The following is a 23,930-nucleotide window of genomic DNA, read 5'->3' on the forward strand; positions in this document are numbered from 1 at the left end:
TTCTCCTTCATTCCCGTGACGGGAAATTTCTTACTTCTTTTTCTGATGACCTTCCTCACCGATTTCCGGTGCATCCAGCGGCACATGCTCCAGGAACTTCACGCCGGAGAACATGCTCGAAGCCTCGCCTTCGGCCTCCATGACATCGGCACGCAGTACCATGTAGACATGGCCGATGGCAAAGAGGATGATGAGCCAGGCAAAGATATGGTGAACCCAATGCGTGACCATCTCGCCGCCGAGGACCACATTGACCCAGCCGAACAGGACGCCGCCGACGTTGCTCGGTTCCGTCATGTAGTACATCGCAAACCCCGTGAGAATTTCAACGAGTACCATGGCGTAAAGTGCCGCGTACGAAGAACGTGCCAGCGGATTGCGCAGGTACGGGTCATGACCGGGCTTCAGCAGCATGTAGTGCAGCGTAACATCGATGACATCACGATAGAAGAAGCCCTTCCAAACGCGCGGGAAAAGGCGGTCGCCAGGATAGCGGATGTAGCCGTAGATACGCAGGATAAACGCTGCGCAGAACGTGAAGGCCGCGATAAAATGGATATTTCTGACCCAGTCCATCGACAGGGATGTATACGTCGGTTCAATGCCCATGACGGTGACCGGCTTGGTGATCAAGAGGCCCGTGATGAACAGCGTGATAATGCAGAGCACCATGATCCAATGGAACATCCTCAGAAACGGACTGAACAGGTAGTAGACTTTCCGTTTTTCTTCTTTCATTCTACTGTTCCTTTCCTTTCCACCGTATTCCTTTTTCACTTTTCAACGTGCGTGCCGGAATACGGATCCGTGGTGATGATGCTGATCTTCTCGCCCTTGGCGTTGAACATATGCGTTGCACAAGCCATGCACGGGTCGAACGAACGGACGACCTTGACGATCTCAAGCGGCTTGTCCGCGATCTTGACCTGCGTATCCATCATCGCTTTCTCGTAAGCGCCGTGGCCGGCTTCATCATCGCGCGGGCAGGCATTCCAGGTCGTCGGTACGACTGCCTGATAGTTGTCCGTCTTGCCGTCCTTGATGACGATGTAATGCGAGAGAGCACCGCGCGGAGCCTCGTAAAGGCCGACGCCCTTGGCCTGTTTCGGCCAAGTCGAAGGATCCCACTTCTCCATGTTCGCCGTCTTCGTATCGCCGGACTTGATATTCGCGATGAGCTTATCGAAGAAGAACTTGTTGATTTCCGCGTTGAGCTGGCAGTCGAGAGCGCGGGCAGCCGTGCGGCCGACCATCGTCGGGAGCCAGACCTCAGGAGCAACACCGAGGACCTTCGAGACAGCGTCGATCTGGTCGAGCATCATCTTCTCAGCCCAGGTCGGCTCGCCGAGCATGCCCTTCTTTGCCTTCGTGTAAACGATGATATAACGTGCGAGAGGACCGACTTCGCAGACCTTGCCGCGCCATTTCGGCGTCTTGAGCCAGGAATACTTGCCATTCTCGTTGAGTGCCTTCCACTCCGTCGGCGTACCTTCCTTCGGGCCCGTGTATTTGGCCTTCGTGACGCCATCCCACGGATTGAGGTCCTTGCCGCCCTTCTCCGGATACTCGTACCAGGAGTGTTCAACGCCTTCCGTAAAGATTTCCGGATCGTTGACATCCTCGGCGTTGATCTCATAAACCTTGGCTGCTGCCAGGCCCTTGCCGAAGTCCTCGACTACGCCGTTGCAGCGGACGAGCAGGTTGTTGAAGAAGTCGCCATTCGCCGTGCCGGAAACCGGCTCGATCGGATACGAACCATAGCCGAGCACGCGCTCTTTTGCAAGGCCGCCGCCATCGACGCGGCCGGCTTTGACGTAAGCCGTACCGATTGCCAGTGCATCCGGGATGTAGTAATTGTTGACGAGCGTGCGGCCGAGGTTGATGGCGCGGTCGACGATGCCGAGACGAGCCGTGTTGACCGGTGCGTTGCCATCTTCCATCGAGATGGAGCACGGCATACCGCCGACCACGTAATGCGGATGCGGGTTCTTGCCGCCGAAGATGACCTGCGGCGTGACGAGCTCGCGGTGCTTGTCGAGCATCTCGAGGTAATGCGCGATGGCCATGAGATGAACCTCAGGCGGCAACAGCTTGTAATCGGGGTGGTCCCACCAGTTGGCAGCGAAGATGCCGAGCTGGCCGCTCTCGACAATGGCCTGGATCTTGCCCTTGATTTCCGCGAAATACTGCGGCGTTGCAGCCGGGAAATCATGGTCATAAGCTTCCGTCACGCTCGTGCCTGGAGCGCGGAACGGCAGCTTGTAGGCGTTGAGGACCGTATTCTGCAGGTTAGCCGTAGCAACAGGATCAGCAGCCAGTGCTTCAACCGGGCTGACCCAGTCGAGGGCATGCAGATGATAGAAATGAACGATATGATCCTGGACCGTCAGCGTAGCGGCCATGATGTTGCGGATGTAATGTGCATTCTTTGGGATCTTGATGCCGAGTGCATCTTCGACAGCGCGCAGGCTGCCCAAGGCATGTGCCGACGTGCAGACGCCGCAGATGCGCTGGATGTAGGCCCATGCATCGCGCGGATCGCGGTCTTTCATGACGAGCTCGAGGCCGCGCCATGCCGTACCGGAGGACAGCGCATCCGTTACTTTGCCCGAAGCTTCATCGACCTGGACCTCGACGCGCAGATGGCCCTCAATTCTTGTGATTGGATCAACTACTACGTGTTTCATTTATTTCTTCACCTGCTCCCCGTTCTCTTTCTCCTCAGCGGCTTTCCGTTTCTTCTTCTGTACGACGCTGGCAGCCGCATGTGCAGCTACGCCGACGGCCGTTACGGCAGCAAGGCCGGCACCGATCTTATCGATATCGCCAATCGGCTGGCCAAACTTCGGCAGGCGCTCGCTCATCGAACCTTCATCCCAGAAATGTGCATTCGAGCAGCCGATGCACGGAGCACCGGACTGAATCGGATAGCTCATGCCCTGGAACCAGCGCAGGTTGCCGCAGGAATTGTACGTCTCCGGGCCGCGGCAGCCAAGCTTGTAAAGGCACCAGCCGGCCTTCGAGCCTGCATCATCGTAGCTCTCGGCAAACATGCCGGCATCGAAGAACGGACGGCGGTAGCACGTATCATGAATGCGGTTGCCGTAGAACTGCTTCGGACGGCCTTCGCCATCAAGCGGCGGCACCGTGCCAAAGAGAGCGACGTGCATGACGACACCCGTCATGACTTCCGGAATCGGCGGGCAGCCCGGAACACAGACGACCGGCGTCTTGCCCGTGAACTGCGTGATGCCCGAGGAACCCGTCGGGTTCGGGCTGGCAGCCTGGATACCGCCCGAGACGGCGCAGGTGCCATATGCGATGACCGCAGCTGCATTCTCGGCGGCACGGCGCAGGGTATGCGTAAACGTGTGACCGCCCGACATGCAGTAAACACCGTTGTCCTTCGTGCAGACTGCACCTTCTACGGCCAGGATATACTGACCCTTGTACTTCTCAATCGTTTCCTCGAGATGAGCCTCGAACGGCTCACCACTGGCTGCACTCAGGAGATGGTCATACTCCAGGGCAACCTGACTCAGGACGACATCCGATGCCAGCGGCGAGCCGGAACGGATGAACGATTCATCACAACCCGTGCATTCATGGCCGTGAATCCAGATGACAACCGGCAGCGGTTTCTTCTCCGCCGCCTCGACGACTTTCGTGAGTTTGTCTGAGCTCAGTCCCATGAGAGACGTCAGCGCTACGCAGCCTTTGATGAAGCTGCGGCGGCTCATGCCATTTTTGAGATATACATCCCACATACTCTCCCGTTTGTCCACTTTGTTACCTCCTCATGATATCCCTGCGGATACTGCGCGGTGTCCCCGCAGGAATGGCGGCTCGTCTCCATTCCAGCGGGAATCCTCGCATTGTTGTGGCTTCTTTATTCTCATTATACGCTGAAATGTCCAAAATATCTACATCTATGCCAGCAACATTTATGATAAATTTAGTTAATCGTATTATCATTATAAACAGCATTATCTTATCACATAAGTGAAATTTATCTGTTCAAGATTCAGCAGGCAAATCCAGTTATAAAAAGAAGTTTTCTCCCTCATATCCCCTTGCTTTTTTCCGATTTCCAACGGAGTATCGATGAGATTCCTGCCCATTTCATCGATATTTTTTCACAGGTTGTGAAAAATATTTCATCTGTCATACCGAAATCACGAAAAATCCTTGAAAAATCAGCGAAAAAGCGGTATACTCTAACTTGTTCTGGGGACGTAGCTCAGCTGGGAGAGCGTTCGGTTCGCATCCGAGAGGTCGAGGGTTCAATCCCCTTCGTCTCCACCAGAAAGAGTACCGAGCAGGCCATATGCCTGCTTTTTTCTTATCCAAAGATGTAATTATTGACATTACATTCAACGCGTGCTATGCTTGACTTGTCGAAGATCCTGATGATCAATCATGAGGACCACATCTCGAAGGAGGATGATCAGTATGACGAAAGAAGAAGTCCTGCAGCATGTACAGGGTGTCATTGATGCACCGAGCGCTTATGCCGGCCTCAAGGATGTCGCCAAAGAATACCTTGCCGCCGTTGGCAAAGCCGATGAAAAGGAAAAAGCCCAGAAGCTCATCGCAGCACTTGAGGAATGCGTTTGCAGTATCGATGATGTCCTGCCATTCTTCGCCTCAGACAAGGCCAAGGAACTGTTCGGCGCCGACCAGGCTGCCGCCATGCTCAAGAAAGGTCAGGAAGTCAAGGCTGCCGGCGGTAATACGTGCTTCTGCCCGGCCTGCACGAACGGCAAATTCGTCCTCGACCACAAGAATCTGCTGCTCAACGCCTGATAAAAGACACGTGCTCATAAAAAAGAAGGACTGCTGCATCGGTGACGATGCGGCAGTCCTTCTTTCCATATCTGTATTTATGTATCCGTACAGGCTGTATCAGCTGCGGAATACGCTCATGTCAAGGCTCGTGAAGCCGGCGAGGAGTTTTTCCACTTCTTTGACGATCTCGGCCACGCCGCCGCGTTTGCGGCTCTCGACGTTGAGCGGCATCTGCGGGTCATGCAGCGACATGCGCAAAAGTGCCCAGCCGTTCGGGAACACGAGGCGCACGCCTTCATACGACGGCTTGGCGATGCGGATGCCCGCTTTTTCCGCGCGCTGCTCAAAGGTCTCGAGCACACCCTGGCCATAGGCGCGGAAGTCCTCCTCGCCCATGATCTTCATGCGGTACTCCTTGCTCTCAACCGGCTCGCCGAGCTTCTTGATGAGTGCGCCGAGGTCACGGCCCTGTGCCTTGGCCTTCGTCGCCGCAATCAGGAGCTTGACGGCCAGGTAAGCGCCGTCGTCGAGGTAATAATTCTCGGAAAGTGCGCCGTGGCCGCTCGTCTCGATGGCCAGCGGCGAAACGACACCAGCCTTGTTCTGGCGGATGCACTCGTCGATGACGTTCTTGTAGCCTCGTTTGTAGCGCAGATGCTTGAGGCCGAGCTCATCCTGCAGGAATTCCGTCAGCTCATCGCTCGTCACGGAATCCGTGATGATCGTACTGCCCGGATAATCCGGCGCGAGGATGGCGGCCATCATGGCGATCAGGGCATTGCGGCTGATTTCCTTGCCATTCTTGAGGACGGCGCTCATGCGGTCCACATCCGTATCGAAGATGAAGCCGAGATCTGCATGCGCATCGAGAACCGCTTTCTGGATGGCGGCCATGGCCTGCTTGTTCTCCGGATTCGGGATGTGATTCGGGAAATGGCCATCCGGCTCGAGGAAGACGCTGCCCGACGTGTCGGCACTGAGACGGCCGAGAACCTGCGTCGCGAAGAAGCCGCCCGCGCCGTTGCCGGCGTCGACGACGATGTGCATGCCCTTGAGCGGCGTATCGCCCATGTTGAGCGCTGCACGGATCTTCTTGCGCAGATGATGGCAGTAACGGTCAATGAGATTGTATTTCTGCACCTTCGTCAGGTCGCCCTTTTGCTCAGGGAAGCGGGCTGCCGCCTCGAGGATTGCGATGATATCCTCATGCTCGACGCCGCCGTCCTTCGTGAAGAACTTCAGTCCGTTGCGGTTGAACGGCAGATGGCTGGCCGTGATCATGATGGAGCCATCCATCTTCGTTTCCGGGAAAACAATGGACATGAACATCGAAGGCGTCGAAGCCAGACCGCAGTCCACCGTGACGGCGCCGGCTGCCGTCAGCGCCTCCAGCACGGCATTCTTCAGCATTGGCGCCGAGATGCGCGAATCATGACCCACGGCCACGCGCAGGTCCTTGATCTTCTTGCCCGTCTTCGTGCTGAGGAAATCCAGGAAACCGGACGTAATGCGGTTTGCTGCTTCTGCATTGAGCGTCACGGGTTCATCGACCACGCCCTCGATGGAAACACCGCGCACATCGCTGCCATTGGCCAGTTTCAAGAAAGCTCGTTCCGAAATACACATAAAAAAGCCTCTTTTCTTATTTGTTGCGATTACTCATTGGACTCATGTCTTTTTTCTTCATCGTTACAGGGACATATACGGACGTTGATACCACTTTTCTGGTATTTGCGCAAAAGTCTAGCATCGATCTTATCATCTGTCAGAAGAACATCTATCTTTTCTGCTGGCAGAAAACTAGAGGACGATACGCGCTCCAGTTTGGAAGAATCCAGCATGGCTACAATATGCTTGCATCGTTCCAACATGCATTTTTTCAATTCAACTTCATAAATATCGAAGTCTGTCAGCCCTTCTTTCTCTGTAAAGCCATTGGCTGAAACAAATGCAATATCGACATTGAGATGATTCAATATATCTGCACCGATTACCCCTTCCACAAAGCCGGATGTTTTGCTGACAAACCCGCCAATGATAACGGTATCCACATTAGGTGCATCCTTAAGATGAAACATTGTATAGATACCATTTGTTACTACCAAAAGTTTATTGAACGGCAATAACTTTTTAGCTAAGGTCAAAGTTGTGGAGCTGGCATCCAACAGTATGCACTGATTATCACGGATATAGGATAATGCAACATTTGCAATTGCCTCTTTTTGCATTTTATGCTGCATTTCACGGCGCTGAAAACGAAAATGATTTGATTCGATATAATCAGGAATCAACACAGCCTCTGATTTTGAGCTCTTTTGCTCAACTATTCTGGCCGCACCGCCATGAACCTTCTGGATAAGCCCCTGTCGCGCCATATAATTCAGGTCATTCCGCACAGTTGAGGGCGATGCCCCGAGCAAATCGCAAAGTTCCGTTGTCTTGACAGATCCTTTTTCCATCACAATCTGCTGTATCTTTTCTCTACGGTTTATCGCAAACATAACGTATCCTTTCCTAGCGGGGAGTTATATAGATTCACATAAAAAATCTACCTTTCTTGATTATTCTACAATAGCTGATCTGAAAAAGGAAGATAAAAAAACGATAAACAATAAAAAGGAAGGACTATCGCCATATTCAGCGAGTTCCTTCCTCTTTACCGGATTTATCCCTGTGACGATAAACATTCTAGGCAGGAACGTATCAATGTATTGAATGGTCCTGCATTCCATGCACTCCGTCCGACAAAAAGTCCATCAATAGAGTCCTGGGCAATGAGCGGTTCCGCATTTTGAGGATTAACGCTGCCACCATACAAGACAGGGATACGGTTACCAAGTTCACCAAAAAGATCTACTAAGCAAGCTTTGATGACACGATGCTTTTCTTCTGCATACTCGACACTGGCAGGTTTGCCATTGACACCGATTGCCCACACCGGCTCATATGCCACGCGAATTTTGGGCTCACCCTCCAGCAGTTGCTCCGCCATGGCGCTTGTAATACCGTGGAAGCCGGCAATCAGCTGTGTACGCAGCACTTCATCACTTAAGCCATATTCTTTTTCTTCTTCCGTTTCGCCAATGCACAGCAGGGCATCCAGATGATGCTGAATGGCGCAGAGCACTTTTTTATTCTCTTCCTGGTCCGTTTCACGGAAAACATGACGCCGTTCCGAATGGCCGATCATGACCATATCCAGCCCCAGTTCATTCAACATCAGCGGACTGATTTCACCCGTAAACTGACCCTGCTCTTCCCATCCCATATTCTGGGCTCCCAGGCGCACCAACGACCGGTTTTCGATTTTTACTGCATCCGGCAGGGAGGTATAGGAAGGAATTACAAAGAGCTCGATCTTGCTGCGGTCCAAATCCTTGGTCAGTTCTGTCAGTTCATTCAGATACGATACAGTATCCTGGATGTTTTTATACATCTTGAGATTGGTCCCAAAATATACTTTATCCATATCTGCCACCTGCCTTAACGTGCATTATCGTATTCGTTAATCGCGTCTACTTTCTTGCCAGAACGCTCGTTATACGTATACTCGCAGGAGAGATAGGCCTCAATCAGATCTTTAGCCAGCATATTGCCCGTCACCTGGCAGCCCAGCGTGATGATATTGCAATCGTTGCTCAGGCAGGCGCGCTTGGCGGAATAAATATTGGTAATATTAGCAGCACGAATGCCTTTTACTTTATTGGCGGCCAGCATGACCCCCAGTCCCGTGCCACAGAACAGAATGCCGCGGTCAAAGTGGCCGGCTGCCACTTCCTCGCCAACTTTAGTTGCTACATGGGCATAAATTACATCTTCACTGCCAAAATCAACGACTTCATGACCGAGTCCTTTTACAAACTCTTTCATTTCCTGTTTGAATGCCTCTGCATTCGGATCGCATCCCATAGCAATCTTCATAATATCATAGCCTTTCTTGTTTGCGTTCATTACTGGATTATGCAAGTTCAGCAGTTTTTTTATCCGGCTTCTTCTGCTTTTCAGCCCGTTTGCTACGGCTGCGGCCAAGATTGACGGCAATCATCTGATAGATGCTGCCAAATTTCGTGCCGAAGCTCTCCTTCGGGAAAATCAAGGCCTCGCCACCATCAACGTAAAGAATGATGGTCTTGGGAGCAACAGCAGCTCTCTCCACCTCTTCCCAGGCATAAAGCCGTGTGTTCTCGCCGCGTTCCACCTGTACGCCTTCTCCATCCACGAATGTGCAATGCATGGTCTGACGCCACATATCCTCTTTCATTGCCCGACGAGCTTTCCACTTCAGCTGCAAGGGCGTTGCTGCCAGGAAAATAACAGAGCTGACAAAAAAGAAGGCAAGTCCTTTCCCATCAGAATATCCCATCCAATACGAGTAAACACCCAGAATGAAGATGGCAAAGCCGAGAATATTCGTCAGGAAACCACTCAGCTTCGAATACGCATGATAAAGAAAGAAGTCATATACGAGTTCCTCACGGAGCGTCACATCTATCGTTTCCCGCTCAGCGCAGGAAATCCTGTTTTCAACTGCTGCTTCCTGCATAATCAATTCTCACTTTCCAGCTGCCAGACGTACAGCTTTATCATGGGCCCAGCCGCCAGGACCGTAAATACCCATCTGATGATTCATCATATACTTATCAAAGGCTGCCGTAATGAACGGGCAGAGCGCCAGCGTGATAATCGATGCCGTTGCGCACTGTGCCGTAGCCGTAGCAACTTCCGGCAGATAAGTCGGATCAGCTTCACCAACAGCAGCCGGCGTCATTGCGGAGTTCAATGCCGTCGTACCAATAGCAGCACCCATGGCGTTGCGCTCTTTGCGCGGCAGCAGAAGGTTGATAACGAAGAAGAACAGAACTGCCGTAGCAGCGCTGAGGAGACCGAGGACAAGGCCGCTGGCACCAGCCGTAAGGATGGTAGCAAGATCCGTCTTGGCACCGATGGAAATCGTCATGAAGAACGTAACAATCGGCTGTGCAACTTTGCAGGTCTTACGGAAATCGAGGTCCAGGTTGCCCCAGACAAAGCCTATCAGGAGCGGAATCAATACAGCTACCAGGGTAGCAAGCGGAATATTTGCCAAGCCGGTTGCACCGAGAGCCACCAGCGTGAAGAACGGACCATCATTCAAGGACAGGATGGAAATAGCACCCGTATCGGTCGCATTACCAAACTGAGAGGAAAGAGATATGTACAGCGAACCATTGGAGTTCGTGATCGCCGCAATAAATACGAACGGCGCAATGCCCAGGAAGCCTTCTGGACCGCACAGTTTGCCGACCAAGACGCCAATCAACACGCCGAGCAGGAATTTGACACCTGTCATAATGCAGCCTTTGTAAAGAGGCATACCAACCTGCTTGATATCAATCATAGAGCCGCAAACGATGAGGAAGAAGCCCATCATGCAGGCATTACCATTATAAAATAGTGCTGTTACATAACCACCAATTTGGAAAAACTGCGGGAAAAGTGTTGCAATCACAACGGCGATAACCAAGGGGATGATAACCAGTCCGCCTGGCATATCTGACATCTTTTGCAGAATAGGGATATTCAATCTGCCTTTATCCTTTTTTTCTTCTGCCATTACTGTACGCCTCCTAGTAATGAATAAAACTTCTCACGTTTTTCATCAGATTCCGACAATTAGTCACTTATTCTTTGCGAGATGCTTCGAGCATCAGACGATCAACGATTTCGATTGCCGAGGAATTCGTACCGGTCAAGCCACCTTTGCCTACAATCGGCATGCCGCCATATTCGCCGATCAAACGGCCAATATCCGTCTGTGGGATGACATAATCCAAAACTTCCAGACATTCAACGCCGAGCATGGCGCAAACGTTGACCATCGTATCGCCGCCGGTTGCATAGATACCAGCAATCTTATCCCGTGAAACTCTTGCCATGATACGGGAAATAATCATGCCCAGACCAGCATTAATCTGATTGGCTGCCGTCCCCTGCTCATAACCGTGTTTCCTGTCTTCCTCATCGAGATTCAGCAGGATGCCATGCAACGCCGTTTCAAACAAGATGGAACGAGGCTGTTCATACTGTTCCAGCAGGATGCAGGCTGCATCAACCGCACGATTGACCTCATCCACCGCTGTGCGGCCGCCTTCGATGAGAAGTTTCGGATCAACAGGAATCCTCACGTTGCGTTCATCACTCGTCAGAACTTCCATCTGTTTCTTCGTCACCGACGTGGCACTGCCGGCAGCAATCAACACCGTACGATTTTCAACGGGAGGACCAGCTGGGATATTGGGCTTCTCTTCTTGAATGAGACCTCTTACATAAGCAAGTTTCGAAGTAAAGGGACCCGGATCAACAGCCAGGACATTCCAACCGAGTGCAACACAAGCTTTAGCAATCTCTGTTACATCATCAATGCTGATTGCATCGACGACAATAACGCGGCATCCTTCTTTTCTCTTCTTGTCCAGTGCCGTGAGAATCGCTTTTTCGCCATTCAGCACATCTTCCAATTCTACCAGACCGACACGATGTGCAGTTTGCGCTGCTAAAAGACGCGGTACATAATTTTCTGTAACCGGCGTCCGTACATCCTGAGCAACCGGCGTGCGAATCAGAGCCGTACCGTCAATAACGGAGTAACCGCCTACGACAATGCGCCGCGACTGAGGCATGGCCGGTACGACTACCGCAACGGAATCCTCACCGATTTCATCCAGCATGGAGTCAATCTCAAAGCCGATGCCGCCGCGCAGCGTCGTATCAATGCGCTTCGTAAAGTAGCGAACCCCCATCTTCTTCATGGCAACAGTCGCATCATGTACAAAGCCCTGAGCTTTGCCTTTCGGCAGAGCACGACTGTTCGTACTGATGACGATAGCATCCAGCTTCAGGTCCCGTTCTTCACGAAGAGCTGCTTCTGCAGAGAAATACGCAACCGTCTTCGCTCCCGAACGTGCCAGCAGCACGCCGGTCGTTGTTGCACCAGTCAAATCATCTGCAACTACACCAATAAGTGGCATGTCATGTCCCCCTTTTCCATACACATGCATAAAACAGCAAACAACTTATTCCATTACTTCTTATTGCTCCGTTCGTGTTTGAGAACGGCGTATTCCGCACAAACTTTTGTCGATTCAATCAGGCTGACGCAATTGGCAATGCCTTTGCCGGCAATATCGAAAGCCGTACCATGATCCACCGAGCCACGAATGAAGGGCAGGCCCCAGGTAATCGTTACAGCCTTCTCAAAGTCCAGCGTCTTGCAGGCGATATGCCCCTGATCGTGATACATCGAGAGAATGGCATTGAACTTGCCGGATTTGCCAATGTTGAAGATGGAATCTGCAGGGATAGGACCAACCGCATCAATACCCTCAGCCTGTGCAGCTTTAACGGCCGGAATAATCTCATCAATCTCCTCACGTCCGAACAGGCCATTGTCGCCATTATGCGGATTGATACCAGCTACCGCGATAACCGGACGCTCAATGCCAACGCCTTTCAGTTCTTTATTGATATTCCGGATGAAATCAAGCACAACATCCTTCGTCGCAAAATGTACAGCATCAATCAGTGACAAGTGGCGGCTGACAAAGAATACTCTGAGCTTATGGCAGGAGAACATCGTCAGTGCATACGGCGAATGCGTGGCATGCTGATAAATTTCCGTATGTCCCGGCTCTTTCACACCGATCAGCTTAATCGCCTGCTTGTTGATTGGCGACGTTGAAACGGCATCTACCTTGCCGGCCATACCCAGTTCAATCGATTTCATGATCCAATCGATAGCCATCTGACCAGCCAGCTTCTGTACCTTGCCCCATTCGATAGAAGCATCATCATACGGTCCCGTTTCCAGGATATCGATTGTGCCGAGCTCATATTTGGCCTCTGCCGGATCAGATATCTTATTGATTTTAATATCCTTCTTCAGGACATCCGCCGCACGCTGAAGAATATACGCACTGCCAATAACAAAAGGCTTGCAGCAATCTGCGATTTCCTGACTCAGCATCGTACCAACAACAATTTCCGGTCCGATACCGGCTGGATCACCCATTGTAATTGCCATAACCGGTTTAAAATCTGACTGCATTTAACCCACCCCTTCATGAAACGACTATCATATCTTATTCTTTTCCGCACGCTTTCGCAATGCTTTGTTATCGTTTTCAATCTTATATTATCATATAAGATTATAGTTGTCTAGTTTTTATTGCTTATATTTGCGCTTTATAATTTTATTTTGTTGTTTATTATCGTTATTGCAAAAAACAACTCGTACAGATGGTGTAAACATAAAAAGAAAGGACATCCCGGGAAGGATATCCTTTCTTTGTGAAATCGATTATTTTGTCGAGTCCATACCATGCCACAGACTATCAGCTGCAGAGCACGCTCGTATCGAGGCTCGTGAAGCCGGCGAGGAGTTTTTCCACTTCTTTGACGATCTCGGCCACGCCGCCGCGTTTGCGGCTCTCGACGTTGAGCGGCATCTGCGGGTCATGCAGCGACATGCGCAAAAGTGCCCAGCCGTTCGGGAACACGAGGCGCACGCCTTCATACGACGGCTTGGCGATGCGGATGCCCGCTTTTTCCGCGCGCTGCTCAAAGGTCTCGAGCACACCCTGGCCATAGGCGCGGAAGTCCTCCTCGCCCATGATCTTCATGCGATACTCCTTGCTCTCGACCGGTTCGCCGAGCTTCTTGATGAGCGCACCGAGGTCACGGCCCTGTGCTTTGGCCTTCGTCGCTGCGATCAGGAGCTTGACAGCCAGGTAAGCGCCGTCGTCGAGGTAATAGTTCTCGGAAAGTGCACCATGGCCGCTCGTCTCGATGGCCAGCGGCGAAACGACACCGGCCTTGTTCTGGCGGATGCACTCGTCGATGACGTTCTTGTAGCCTCGTTTGTAGCGCAGATGCTTGAGGCCGAGCTCATCCTGCAGGAATTCCGTCAGCTCATCGCTCGTCACGGAGTCCGTGATGATCGTGCTGCCCGGATAATCCGGTGCGAGGATGGCGGCCATCATGGCAATCAGGGCATTGCGGCTGATTTCCTTGCCATTCTTGAGGACAGCGCTCATGCGGTCCACATCGGTATCGAAGATGAAGCCGAGATCTGCATGCGCATCGAGAACCGCTTTCTGGATGGCGGCCATGGCCTGCTTGTTCTCCGGATTCGGGATGTGATTCGGGAAGTGGCCATCCGGCTCAAGGAAGACGCTGCCCGACGTATCGGCACCAAGGCGGCCGAGGACCTGCGTCGCAAAGAAGCCGCCCGCACCGTTGCCGGCGTCGACGACAATGTGCATGCCCTTGAGCGGCGTATCGCCCATGTTGAGCGCTGCACGGATCTTCTTGCGCAGATGATGGCAGTAACGGTCAATGAGATTGTATTTCTGCACCTTCGTCAGGTCGCCCTTTTGCTCAGGGAAGCGGGCAGCCGCCTCGAGGATCGCGATGATATCCTCATGCTCGACACCGCCATCCTTCGTGAAAAACTTCAGTCCGTTGCGGTTGAACGGCAGATGGCTGGCCGTGATCATGATGGAACCATCCATCTTCGTTTCCGGGAAAACAATGGACATGAACATCGAAGGCGTCGAGGCCAGACCGCAGTCCACCGTGACGGCGCCAGTTGCCGTCAGCGCCTCCAGCACGGCATTCTTCAGCATCGGCGCCGAAATGCGCGAATCATGACCCACGGCCACACGCAGGTCCTTGATCTTCTTGCCCGTCTTCGTGCTGAGGAAATCCAGGAAACCGGACGTGATACGGTTTGCCGCTTCCGCATTGAGCGTCACGGGTTCATCGACCACGCCCTCGATGGAAACACCGCGCACATCGCTGCCATTGGCCAGCTTCAACAGATTTTTTTCGGATATAGCCATTGATATGCCCCCTTAAAAGACAAAATTTGCAGGTTATTTCTACATCTTGTATTCCATATCCGAACGCCATTTTCCTGCCTGCTGACAGAAAAGACCTGCTTTTGTCCACAGACGGTACGAACGGCTGCCAGTAAAAAAGCCGCCGCATGGAGAGATGAATCTCATGCAGCAGCTTTTGAGGTGCCTTAACCCTGCTTCTTGCCCGCGCCGAGCACCACCTTGCTGAAGATGCCCAGGAACACGATAAAGACCAGGAAGCCAAGCCATTCCGCCGTATTGGCAAAGCCCTTGCCGACGATGGCCAGCGGCGCTTCTGAGCCGCCGTTCGAGACGGAAACGACAATGACACCGGCGAGCAGGACGCCGATGATCGACTCACCGACAATCAGGCCCGACGCAAAAAGCGTACCGCGGCGCGCACCTTCCTTGGCCTGTTCTTCCCCACACTTCGCCTTCATGTGCTTGCGCAGGAAGTAGCCGAGCACGGCACCGACGACGAGCGGCGTCTGCACGGATGGCGGCAGGTAAATGCCCATGCCGACGGCAAGCGGCGGCAGGCAGAGGCTGCGCGTATTGCGCTTGAGCAGCTGATCGACGATGACGAGCACGACGCCGAGGCCCAGGCCGATGTAGACATACTCCCAAGCCAGGGTGCTCGAGAATATGCCCTGCGCGATGGTCGTCATGAGAGCGGCCTGCGGCGCAGCGAGTGCCTGCGAGGGATCCATGTCCGGACGCGGCAGCGCACCGGGGAAGCCGTATGCTTCATACAGGAGGTTCAGCACCGGCGCGATGACGAAGGCACCGACCACGCAGCCCAGGAGCAGCGCGACCTGCTGACGCCACGGCGTAGCGCCGACGAGATAACCCGTCTTGAGGTCCTGCATGTTATCGTTGGAAATGCAGGCAATCGCCATGATGATGGATGTCGTAAAGATGGCCGTGGCCGTCGCGAACTTCTCACCGCCCGGCAGTGCAAAGATGCCGAATGACGAGCAGAGTCCGTACATAACGAGCGATGCCACGATGATGGCCAGGATGCCGATGCCCGAGATCGGGCTCGAGCTCGTGCCAACGAGGCCAGCCATGTAGGCACAGGCAGCCGCTACAAAGAAGCCCATGAGCACGGCAACGCCGACGCCGACGATGACGAACGTCAGGTTCTCCGTCATAGGCAGTCCCTCGGGGCTGACAAAGGCATAGAAGATGCCCAGGAGCCCGATAACCGTCACGACAAAGACGAGCGCAATGCTCTTGACGCTCATATCGATATCCATGCGATGCTTACCCTTGTCCGCATCCGGCATACGCATGGCGGCCAGGGATTCCTTGACGCCATCGATGACCGGACGCGCCAGCGTGATGAGCGTCCAGATGGCCGCTACGCCCATGGCACCGGCGCCGATGAGGCGCACGCGGTCCTGATAGATCTTGCCGGCGAACTTCTGCATGGTCATGCCGTCCGGCAGTGCCGAAGTGATCGTGTAGTACGGAACAAAGCCGACCCAGGCAATCAGGATGCCGACGAGCATCGAAAGACCGGCCGCAATGCCGATGAGATAACCGGCACCGACGAGGGCCGTCGAATAACCGAGCGGCAGCTGCGTCATGCCGCGGCCAACCGGGATCCAGAGGGAAAGTTCCGAGCCGAGGACCTGCAGGGCATTCGTGCAGAACGCGATGATACCGGCCAGAATGCCGCCCGACGTGATTTCCTTGACGCCCGAGCTGGCACCTTCCTGTTCGTTTGCTCCGCTTCCCACCTTGAGAATCTCAGCGGCAGCGACGCCTTCCGGATACGCGAGGTCACTGTGAACGACCATCGCGCGGCGCAGCGGGATGGTAAACAGGACACCGAGACAGCCGCCGCAGGCGGAAACCAGGAGTGTCTGCCAGAATTCAAACCCCTGCCAGTAGCCGATCATCAGCATACCCGGGATGATGAAAATGATGGCCGACAGTGTACCAGCTGCCGAAGCCTGGGTCTGTACCATATTGTTCTCGAGGATGTTGGAATCCTTGGCCATTTTGAGCGCAGCCATCGAGATGACAGCAGCCGGGATGGCCGACGAGAACGTCAGACCCACCTTGAGTCCAAGGTAAACATTCGATGCTGTAAAGATGACAGTCAATACCGCACCGAGCAGCATACCACGGACGGTGAGCTCAGGCAGGCGCAGTTCGTGCCGCATGAACTCATTGTCTTCATGTTTCATGATGATTGCTCCTCACTATTATTGGAAGATTCCATGTTTGTACATCACAGACGCACAAAACACAAGTAACATTATACCATATTTGTTTTCATTGTAAACCTTTAATTATTTTCTTAAATTTCTATGAGAATCCCTCGCATCAGCAAATGGACAGAAAAAAGCCCTGCTTCCATCAGGAAAGCAGGGTTGAAGCAATCGTGTAAAGACAGGTAACGTAAAGCAGCACATAAATGACGCGCTTGATCTGAGCCTTGGGAACATACGGATAGGCGAGATGCCCGATGACGATACCCAGGGCCAGGGCCGGCAGCAGATAGATGAACTCGCCCCAGGCCGGGCCAAACGGCAGTCCGCCAAGCGCATAGCTCGTCAGTGACGTGGCATTGCAGAGGAAGAAGAACACGAAACAGGTCGCCCGCATGACATCGACGGACATCCTGCTGTAAGCCAGGTAAATGAGAAACGGCGGGCCGCCCATGCCGGCCGTGATGGACGTGAATCCCGAAAAAATACCGGTTATCCAGGAATTGCGCGGACACTCCCGGATGCGATAATGCAGCGCCTGGATTGTGCCGAGGGAAAGCAGCACGATGACGCTGATGAAGACCTTGAGCGCGGCACTTGAGGCATGGTCGAAGACGAAGAAGCCAATCGGCTGGCCGCAGAGTACGCCGAGATACAAATAAAAGACGAGTTTCAGATTGGCCGTCCTGAGCGCAAAGATGCCCTGCGTCAGATTGGCGCAGCAGGCCAGCATGAGCATGACCGGCACCGTCAGTTTCGGATCGTAAAAGAGCATCAGGAGCGGGGCCGCCACGATGACGAGTCCGAAGCCCGTGATGGACTGCAGGATTGCCGACAGGAAAATGGCCAGTGCGGGGTAAATATGACCTTCCAGCCCCCAAAGATATGCAGTCAGCATACAGTCATCTCCTTTCGCCATGCGCGCCGCCTGCCAGATACTTTCATCGTACCATGAGCGGGCAAGGCGAAAAAGACAGCAAAAACAGGGATATATGGTAAAATCCCCATAACATCCCTGTTTTGATGCGTAATTTGCGAAGTTTCCGTATCAGGCGGCTTTATTCGCCAAAGAACTCATTCTCAGCCGCAATGCAGAGCATGTGGTAAACAGGCAGATGGTATTCCTGGATGCGGAATGTCTCATCGTCCGGCACGCGGATCGTCACATCGGCCAGGCCGCGCGACTGGATCTTGCCACCCGACTTGCCCGTCAGTGCAATGGTCTTGACCCCCTTGACCTTGGCCATCTGCAGCGCGTAGATGACATTCGTCGAATTGCCCGAGGTCGAGATGGCAAGCAGAACATCGCCCTTGTTCCCCATGCCCAGGAGCTGCTGCGCGAAGGAGAGGTCCGGCGCCTGGTCATTGGCAAAGGCCGTATTGAGCGCGACCTGGTTGACGAGCGACAGAGCCGGCAGCGCACCCTGCAGATTCTCGAGGAAGTAATCGGCTTCCTCAGGGCAGACCTGCTGCATCTTCTGCGCAATCTCCGGACCGAGCTTGCGCGGCAGCAGGAAGCCCTTCATGAGCTCGCCGACGATGTGCTCCGAATCCGAGGCACTGCCGCCGTTGCCGCAGACGATGAGCTTATGGCCTCCATGGTAGCCGTCACAGATCAGCCGGACAGCTGCAAGCAGGTCCTCCCGGCAGACGGAAAGGGCCGGATAACGCGCGATGAGCTCGTCAACTGCAGCAAGGGTCGTTTCTTTTATCATCGAAAACACTTCTTTCTTGATGGATGGATACGTGGTGAATCAAATCGGTTATCAGCGATTGCGGTAACGGTCAGCCGTTAACTTGGCATCATAGCCATTCGCTTCAGACGTCGGCGGCTTGATGTCCTGGATGGGTGCGCGGCTATGCGTCTCCTCCGGCTTGTCCGCCCGCATCTCAAGCGGCTGGCGATAGGCATTGCCGGCTGCATTGCCGCGGTCATTCTTCGTGCCGCGGAACTTGTTCCAGAGCCAGCGCACGACCATGATGGCCATGACGATGAGAATGCCGTTCATGATGAGGCCGAGAATGTCCGCAAACATGCCGCCGCCCATGCCGAAGAGGTGCGAGAGCATTGAGCCCAGCAGCATGCCGCCGGCGAAGATGCCGATGCCGCGCATGATGCTGCCGAGACGGCTGGAGCTCTGCGCCTGATTCTTCGTGCCGGCCGCCGCATTCGACTTGCTGTTCGCAGCCGGAGCCTCCTTATTCAGGCTCTTGGCATCCTTGGAAGGGGCATAGGACGAGCCGTTGCCCGAGACGGATTTGCTCGCATTGTTGTTCGTGCCGGCCGCCGGAGCCTTCGGCGCTGCCGGGGCCGACTTCGGGATGCTCATCTTGGCACCGCCCTTGGCTGCATAAGCCGTTGACTGCACGGCCTGCGGCAGCGTCGAAAGGGAGGGAGCCGCCGTCAGGACCATGGCCCCCACCATTACTGCGGATAAGGTCTGCTTGAGATTCATAAAATTTTCCTCATTTCTATCTTCTATCTGACAAAAGCACTAAAAATCGTTCGTTTTATCCGGATCTCCGAAACGCATCATTCCTCGTGATACGATTTAATATCCTCGGGGAAGGCATAGATTTCGCCGACGGTGTCAAGTTCACCGGAGAGATAGCGGTCGATATCATCGACATCGATGTAGAGCTTGCAGTCGATGTCGAGGTAGCCCTGCTCCTTGCCACCGGAGAGGTCGCGGATTGCCATGAGCTTCTCCCGGAGCTTCAGGAGTTCGCTGCGGGTCGCATGGATATCAAGCTTGATCTGCGGCACACCGTATTCCTTCAATACCTCATCCATGGTCATACGCTGGGACATAATATTCATCCTTCCTTTGACTTTTTGATTTATAGGCTTATTTTAAGCAATTACACTGAAGATTCTCTGAAAAAACCGTCAATCCTTGCGGCGTTCCTTGTCCTGCAGCCGGTCAAGGATGCGCTGCAGCTGACGTTTCTGGCGCAGGTGCGTCTCATATTCCAAATCGTTGGAATCCACGCGCATGCGTTCCCGCAGCAAATCGATGCTGCGCTGCAGCCGGACAATCGCTTCATTTTCTGCCATAAAATCCCGCCTTTCCGATTCATTCCATGGTATCATTGTACCATAGATAATGAGATATGTACCACAATGAGGTGATTTTCATGACTACAACGAGGGAAAATGCGAACAAGCACGCGGCATTCGACCCCGCCGCCTTCTTCGCGGATCAGCAGAAGCTCGACACGGACCGCCTGCAGGCGATGAAAGAACAGAGCCGCAAGCTCGTGCTGCTGCGTACCGTGAGCTTTCTCGCCATGATCTTCGCGTTTGCCGCCGGCTACGACGGACAATCGCTGTTTACCCTGCTCGGCCTCCTGCTGCTCGCGGCCTTCGTGCTGCTCGTACGCTGTCATCAGAAGCTGGAGCGCGAGCAGCTGCTCTGCCTGAGCCATCAGGCACGCGTCAAAGCCAATCTGGACCGCCTCACAAACAAATGGATGGATTTTGAAGACGACGGACGAGAATTCCTGCGCGAAGACCTGCCACAGGGTGCAGACCTGCCGATTTTCGGCCACGCCTCGCTCTATCAGTATCTCTGCTGCGCGCGAACAAAAGCTGGCCGTACCAGACTGGCCGCACTGCTCTCCCCGTCCCCGGGAACCGTCAAGGAGATGACGGCACGTCAGCAGGCCGTGCGCGAAATCGCCGCTCATCCCGCTGCAGCACTCGATTTGCTGGCCCTCAACGGGCTGCTGCCCTTCTCCTACGATGTCGCAGCCTTCTGCGCCGCCATGGAGCGCCGCAAGACGCAGGCGCATCCCGCGCTCAAAGCCCTCTCGTATCTGCTGCCCGTTCTCTCCTTCGGCACCCTTTTCGCCGCTCTCTTTGAGAACATTACCTATACCATACCGGGGCTGCTCTTCCTCGTGCAATTCCTGCTGGCCCTCCTGACCATCCGCCTCCACAGCACGCTGCTCGAGCCGCTCTGCCGCCTGCCGCAGGGCCTTGCCATTTACCAGGCCATCTTCGCGCGCTTCTCGGAGCTCGACGTCACGAGCGGCAAGCTGCGTGAGCTCCAGTCTATCCTGAAGAAAGGCGGCGGCGCCGCAGGAGGACTCGCCGCACTCGCAGCCGTTGCCGACAAGGCCGCCATGCGCCGCAATGCCTTCGTGCTGCTCATCGCCAACACATTGTTCCTCTGGGATTTCCACTGCACGACAGCCTTCCTGAAGTGGCAGCGCCGTTACGGCGCCTCGCTGCGCGGCTGGCTCAGGTCATGGTCGGAGCTTGAAGCACTGCTGTCGCTGGCCGTGCCGGCCTGGACGCGCAAACACTGCTGCTGGCCCGCCTTCCTCAGCGGCGCCCCAAGTCTGATGGCCGCAGGAGCCTATCCTCTCCTCATTCGCGAGGAAAAAGCCGTGCCCAACGACGCGGCGTTCGCTGCCGGGACCGCCATCCTCACGGGGTCCAACATGAGCGGCAAGACCACGTACATGCGCACGCTGGCCGCTGCCGCCATCCTCGCCTACGCCGGTGCGCCCGTCTGCGCCGCCTCCTTCTCGCTGACGCCGATGGCTGTCTACACCTCCATCCATGTCAGCGACGACCCCGCAAAAGGCATCTCGACCTTCTATGCCGAAGTGCTGCGCATCAAGCAGATGGTCGAAGCCTGCCGCAGGGAGCAGCCGCTCTTCCTCTGCATCGATGAGATCTTCAAGGGTACGAATTCGGCCGACCGCATCACGGGGGCCGAAGAAACACTGCGTCACCTGACGCAATCCTGGTGCATCACGCTCGTGACCACGCATGATTTCGAGCTCTGCGACCTGCAATCGCCCAATCACCTGCCCATCCACAATTACCATTTCGAAGAACATTACGAAAACGGGCAGATCTGCTTCGATTTCAAGCTGCGTGAAGGACGCTGCCGCACGACGAACGCCCGTTACCTGCTCCAGATGGCCGGTATCCTTCCCGCCGAAGACGTGAAACGACATTCTTGAATTCTTGTTGTCAGTGCAAAATCGACCTGTTACAATAAATACAATACCATCATCTCAATCAGGGACAGCAGGAGGATACGCGGGATGTACCATTATGAGTTTACCTTTGCTTCATTCATCGTTTTAGTCCTGCTGTGTGCGCTCTGCCTCGGCAGGAACTATCTGCCCATCCGGCGCAACTTCTTTTTCCGCTGCCTGCTGGCCTCAGAATTCGTGACCCTGATTTTCGATGTCCTGTCCTCAGAAATGGACACCTGCTATACGGCCTTCACACCGGAAATCCTCTATCTCAACAACATGCTGTTCTTCCTGGGCTTCGTCTGGCGTTCCTACTTCGACTTCTCGTACATCGAAGCACTCGTTTACGAGCGCTGCTCGTATCGCGGGCTGCCACGCTGGCTGACCAGGCTTCCCGTGCTCGTGCTGACCTTCGCCATCCTGAGCTCCATCTTTACGGGCGCCATCTTTTCCATCGATGCCGGAGGCTATCACAGCGGCCCCGTCTACGGGCTGATTTACTGGAATGCCTATCTCTACCTGCTGTTCACGTTCCTGCTGTCCGCCATCGGGCTCCAACGCGATTCCTGGACAAAGATCGAAAAAATCTCCCTGATTGGCGCCTGCCTCATCCTGCTGGTCGGCTATCTCGTGCGCATGCAGGTGCAGCATTACCTGGTCATGAATTCCTTCTATATGCTCGTCATCCTCATCCAGTACTTCGCCTTCCAGAATCCGGATTTTTCGCTGGACCGCCGGACAGGCGCGCTCAATCAGGACGCCGCAGCCTCTTACATCAAGGAACTCAACACCCACGGCGATTTCTCCGTCTTCGCCCTCGTGCTCAACGATTACGCCGAAAGCCGCACGCTCTACGGCGAAAGCCAGATGACGGCAGGCATCCAGGCCATTGCGGGCTACCTCAAGCTCTTCCATCCGGACTGCCAGATTGCCTACGCCAGCGCCGGACGCTTTCTGATGCTCAGGCAGGAACCCATGAACTTCCCGCGCATCCAGGAAGAGCTGGAAAAGCGCATGCTGTCGCCGTGGCACGGACCGCATCTTCATCTCTACCTGACGAGCAGCTATGCCACCTTCCGCGGCACACTGCCCCCAAATACCAGTGCGCATCACTTTCTCGACTACATTGCCGCCGCACTCCAGCAGGCCGAAAATCATCATGAGGTCATCGCCATGAACGCGAAACTCTTTGATGCCGCGGAACGCGCCACCGGTATCCGGCAGGCCGTAGACCGCGCCATCGAGCAGGACACCGTGCAGATTTACCTGCAGCCCCTCTACGGGACAAAGGAACACCGCATCATAGGAGCTGAAGTCCTCGCAAGACTCCACGACGAACAGCTTGGCTTCATCCCGCCGGATGTCTTCATCCGCACGGCCGAGCACAGCGGCACGATCACGCAGCTCGGCGAGCAGATCTTCGCCAAAGCCTGCCGCTTCGCGGCCCGCAATGATCTGCAATCACTCGGCATAAAATGGCTCAATGTCAACCTCTCGCCCATCCAGTGCCGCGACAACCAGATGGCAGAAGGGCTCTGCCGCATCGCCGCCCGCTACGGCGTCCCCATCCAGGCCTTCAAATTCGAAATCACAGAATCCACACTGGTCTACGAGCTGCGGTTGCGCCAGAACATGGAAAAACTCCTGGCAGAAGGCGCCATCCTCTCACTCGACGATTTTGGTACCGGATATTCCAACCTCATGCGCATCAACAAATTCCCCTTCGGCGACGTCAAGCTCGACATGAGTTTCGTGCGCACGTACTTCAACGAGGCCAATCCCCTGCTGCCGGCCATGGTCAAAAGCTTCCAGGCCAGCGGCATAAAGACCACAGCTGAAGGTATTGAAACGAAGGACATGGTCGAGGCGCTGACAGGCCTCGGCTGCGATATCCTGCAGGGCTATTATTTCTCAAGGCCACTTCCCGAACAGGACTTCCTCGCTTACATGCAGAACCAGCCCCAATCATTCCAGTAAAAAAGACGGTCCGCCGGCTCCTTTGAGTCAGCGGACCGTCTTTTTGGCA

The 23,930-nt window shown here is 54.3% G+C and carries 21 protein-coding genes and 1 tRNA gene; 4 read left to right on the top strand and 18 right to left on the bottom strand.

Going from position 1 to position 23,930, the window contains the following annotated elements:
* Positions 1-30: 30 nt before the first annotated feature.
* Genes cybH through DWZ54_RS02105 form a run of 3 tightly spaced genes read right to left on the bottom strand, consistent with a single transcriptional unit; the run spans position 31 to position 3,785 of the window.
* Positions 31-738 (bottom strand): Ni/Fe-hydrogenase, b-type cytochrome subunit, encoded by a 708-nt coding sequence (gene cybH, locus DWZ54_RS02095; RefSeq protein WP_118474299.1) that lies wholly within the window; start codon positions 736-738, stop codon positions 31-33.
* 35 nt (positions 739-773) lie between these two features.
* On the bottom strand, positions 774-2,687 hold the full coding sequence (locus DWZ54_RS02100; RefSeq protein ID WP_118474300.1) for a nickel-dependent hydrogenase large subunit: 1,914 nt from the start codon (positions 2,685-2,687) through the stop codon (positions 774-776).
* The gene (locus DWZ54_RS02105) at positions 2,688-3,785 is read right to left on the bottom strand and encodes a hydrogenase small subunit (protein ID WP_118474301.1); all 1,098 of its coding nucleotides are present in this window, start codon (positions 3,783-3,785) and stop codon (positions 2,688-2,690) included. It lies immediately after the preceding gene.
* A gap of 444 nt (positions 3,786-4,229) precedes the next feature.
* Between DWZ54_RS02105 and DWZ54_RS02110 the strand changes: the two genes are divergently transcribed.
* Positions 4,230-4,305 (top strand) — tRNA-Ala (locus DWZ54_RS02110).
* 147 nt (positions 4,306-4,452) lie between these two features.
* Positions 4,453-4,806 carry a heat-shock protein Hsp90 gene (locus DWZ54_RS02115; RefSeq protein WP_233541590.1) on the top strand — a complete coding sequence of 118 codons (354 nt, stop codon included), beginning with the start codon at positions 4,453-4,455 and terminating at the stop codon, positions 4,804-4,806.
* 99 nt (positions 4,807-4,905) lie between these two features.
* On the opposite strand, the gene DWZ54_RS02120 is transcribed toward DWZ54_RS02115, so the two are convergent.
* The 15 genes from DWZ54_RS02120 to DWZ54_RS02190 all read right to left on the bottom strand — a co-directional run bounded on the left by DWZ54_RS02120 (position 4,906) and on the right by DWZ54_RS02190 (position 19,964).
* Entirely contained in the window at positions 4,906-6,414 is a 1,509-nt protein-coding gene (locus DWZ54_RS02120) for a phosphomannomutase/phosphoglucomutase (RefSeq protein ID WP_118474303.1), read from the bottom strand.
* A gap of 29 nt (positions 6,415-6,443) precedes the next feature.
* A complete protein-coding gene (locus DWZ54_RS02125) occupies positions 6,444-7,289 on the bottom strand; it encodes a DeoR/GlpR family DNA-binding transcription regulator (RefSeq protein WP_118016483.1) in 846 nt (281 codons plus the stop codon).
* A 164-nt stretch (positions 7,290-7,453) separates the two neighbouring features.
* A complete protein-coding gene (locus DWZ54_RS02130) occupies positions 7,454-8,257 on the bottom strand; it encodes a triose-phosphate isomerase (protein WP_118474304.1) in 804 nt (267 codons plus the stop codon).
* Positions 8,258-8,271: 14 nt separating this feature from the next.
* A complete protein-coding gene (locus DWZ54_RS02135) occupies positions 8,272-8,709 on the bottom strand; it encodes an RpiB/LacA/LacB family sugar-phosphate isomerase (RefSeq protein ID WP_118474305.1) in 438 nt (145 codons plus the stop codon).
* A gap of 37 nt (positions 8,710-8,746) precedes the next feature.
* A complete protein-coding gene (locus DWZ54_RS02140; RefSeq protein WP_147369881.1) occupies positions 8,747-9,331 on the bottom strand; it encodes a YcxB family protein in 585 nt (194 codons plus the stop codon).
* Between the two features lie 9 nt (positions 9,332-9,340).
* The gene (locus tag DWZ54_RS02145; protein ID WP_118016487.1) at positions 9,341-10,381 is read right to left on the bottom strand and encodes a 2-keto-3-deoxygluconate permease; all 1,041 of its coding nucleotides are present in this window, start codon (positions 10,379-10,381) and stop codon (positions 9,341-9,343) included.
* Positions 10,382-10,448: 67 nt separating this feature from the next.
* A complete protein-coding gene (locus DWZ54_RS02150; protein ID WP_118474307.1) occupies positions 10,449-11,795 on the bottom strand; it encodes a four-carbon acid sugar kinase family protein in 1,347 nt (448 codons plus the stop codon).
* A 53-nt stretch (positions 11,796-11,848) separates the two neighbouring features.
* Complete coding sequence (pdxA, locus tag DWZ54_RS02155; protein ID WP_118016489.1) at positions 11,849-12,871, bottom strand: 4-hydroxythreonine-4-phosphate dehydrogenase PdxA; 1,023 nt, start codon at positions 12,869-12,871, stop codon at positions 11,849-11,851.
* A gap of 286 nt (positions 12,872-13,157) precedes the next feature.
* Positions 13,158-14,666, bottom strand: coding sequence for a phosphomannomutase/phosphoglucomutase (locus tag DWZ54_RS02160; protein ID WP_118474308.1), 1,509 nt, complete (start codon positions 14,664-14,666; stop codon positions 13,158-13,160).
* 185 nt (positions 14,667-14,851) lie between these two features.
* Entirely contained in the window at positions 14,852-16,882 is a 2,031-nt protein-coding gene (locus DWZ54_RS02165; RefSeq protein WP_118474309.1) for an OPT family oligopeptide transporter, read from the bottom strand.
* A gap of 172 nt (positions 16,883-17,054) precedes the next feature.
* Positions 17,055-17,804: a sulfite exporter TauE/SafE family protein gene (locus DWZ54_RS02170; protein ID WP_118474310.1), complete on the bottom strand. Its 750-nt coding sequence runs from the start codon at positions 17,802-17,804 to the stop codon at positions 17,055-17,057.
* Positions 17,805-17,964: 160 nt separating this feature from the next.
* Positions 17,965-18,621 carry an SIS domain-containing protein gene (locus tag DWZ54_RS02175; RefSeq protein WP_118474311.1) on the bottom strand — a complete coding sequence of 219 codons (657 nt, stop codon included), beginning with the start codon at positions 18,619-18,621 and terminating at the stop codon, positions 17,965-17,967.
* 51 nt (positions 18,622-18,672) lie between these two features.
* Entirely contained in the window at positions 18,673-19,362 is a 690-nt protein-coding gene (locus tag DWZ54_RS02180) for a hypothetical protein (RefSeq protein ID WP_118474312.1), read from the bottom strand.
* Between the two features lie 77 nt (positions 19,363-19,439).
* A complete protein-coding gene (locus DWZ54_RS02185) occupies positions 19,440-19,718 on the bottom strand; it encodes a hypothetical protein (RefSeq protein WP_118015516.1) in 279 nt (92 codons plus the stop codon).
* 78 nt (positions 19,719-19,796) lie between these two features.
* Complete coding sequence (locus tag DWZ54_RS02190) at positions 19,797-19,964, bottom strand: aminoglycoside phosphotransferase (protein WP_118015515.1); 168 nt, start codon at positions 19,962-19,964, stop codon at positions 19,797-19,799.
* 80 nt (positions 19,965-20,044) lie between these two features.
* Here DWZ54_RS02190 and DWZ54_RS02195 point away from each other — a divergent pair, with 80 nt between their 5' ends.
* Entirely contained in the window at positions 20,045-21,886 is a 1,842-nt protein-coding gene (locus DWZ54_RS02195; protein ID WP_233541591.1) for a DNA mismatch repair protein MutS, read from the top strand.
* Positions 21,887-21,970: 84 nt separating this feature from the next.
* Positions 21,971-23,881: an EAL domain-containing protein gene (locus DWZ54_RS02200; protein ID WP_118474313.1), complete on the top strand. Its 1,911-nt coding sequence runs from the start codon at positions 21,971-21,973 to the stop codon at positions 23,879-23,881.
* The last annotated feature ends 49 nt before the right edge of the window (positions 23,882-23,930 follow it).

Source organism: Mitsuokella sp. AF33-22 (genome assembly GCF_003475755.1).
Classification (GTDB): domain Bacteria; phylum Bacillota; class Negativicutes; order Selenomonadales; family Selenomonadaceae; genus Mitsuokella.

Coding starts and splice junctions, on each gene's coding strand:
- DWZ54_RS02120 (WP_118474303.1), bottom strand. CDS start 6,414: ATGTGTATTTCGGAACGAGCTTTCTTGAAACTGGCCAATGGCAGCGAT.
- DWZ54_RS02175 (WP_118474311.1), bottom strand. CDS start 18,621: ATGATAAAAGAAACGACCCTTGCTGCAGTTGACGAGCTCATCGCGCGT.
- DWZ54_RS02130 (WP_118474304.1), bottom strand. CDS start 8,257: ATGGATAAAGTATATTTTGGGACCAATCTCAAGATGTATAAAAACATC.
- DWZ54_RS02125 (WP_118016483.1), bottom strand. CDS start 7,289: ATGTTTGCGATAAACCGTAGAGAAAAGATACAGCAGATTGTGATGGAA.
- DWZ54_RS02200 (WP_118474313.1), top strand. CDS start 21,971: ATGTACCATTATGAGTTTACCTTTGCTTCATTCATCGTTTTAGTCCTG.
- DWZ54_RS02195 (WP_233541591.1), top strand. CDS start 20,045: ATGACTACAACGAGGGAAAATGCGAACAAGCACGCGGCATTCGACCCC.
- cybH (WP_118474299.1), bottom strand. CDS start 738: ATGAAAGAAGAAAAACGGAAAGTCTACTACCTGTTCAGTCCGTTTCTG.
- DWZ54_RS02160 (WP_118474308.1), bottom strand. CDS start 14,666: ATGGCTATATCCGAAAAAAATCTGTTGAAGCTGGCCAATGGCAGCGAT.
- DWZ54_RS02170 (WP_118474310.1), bottom strand. CDS start 17,804: ATGCTGACTGCATATCTTTGGGGGCTGGAAGGTCATATTTACCCCGCA.
- DWZ54_RS02100 (WP_118474300.1), bottom strand. CDS start 2,687: ATGAAACACGTAGTAGTTGATCCAATCACAAGAATTGAGGGCCATCTG.
- DWZ54_RS02150 (WP_118474307.1), bottom strand. CDS start 11,795: ATGCCACTTATTGGTGTAGTTGCAGATGATTTGACTGGTGCAACAACG.
- DWZ54_RS02190 (WP_118015515.1), bottom strand. CDS start 19,964: ATGGCAGAAAATGAAGCGATTGTCCGGCTGCAGCGCAGCATCGATTTG.
- pdxA (WP_118016489.1), bottom strand. CDS start 12,871: ATGCAGTCAGATTTTAAACCGGTTATGGCAATTACAATGGGTGATCCA.
- DWZ54_RS02140 (WP_147369881.1), bottom strand. CDS start 9,331: ATGCAGGAAGCAGCAGTTGAAAACAGGATTTCCTGCGCTGAGCGGGAA.
- DWZ54_RS02165 (WP_118474309.1), bottom strand. CDS start 16,882: ATGAAACATGAAGACAATGAGTTCATGCGGCACGAACTGCGCCTGCCT.
- DWZ54_RS02145 (WP_118016487.1), bottom strand. CDS start 10,381: ATGGCAGAAGAAAAAAAGGATAAAGGCAGATTGAATATCCCTATTCTG.
- DWZ54_RS02135 (WP_118474305.1), bottom strand. CDS start 8,709: ATGAAGATTGCTATGGGATGCGATCCGAATGCAGAGGCATTCAAACAG.
- DWZ54_RS02115 (WP_233541590.1), top strand. CDS start 4,453: ATGACGAAAGAAGAAGTCCTGCAGCATGTACAGGGTGTCATTGATGCA.
- DWZ54_RS02180 (WP_118474312.1), bottom strand. CDS start 19,362: ATGAATCTCAAGCAGACCTTATCCGCAGTAATGGTGGGGGCCATGGTC.
- DWZ54_RS02185 (WP_118015516.1), bottom strand. CDS start 19,718: ATGTCCCAGCGTATGACCATGGATGAGGTATTGAAGGAATACGGTGTG.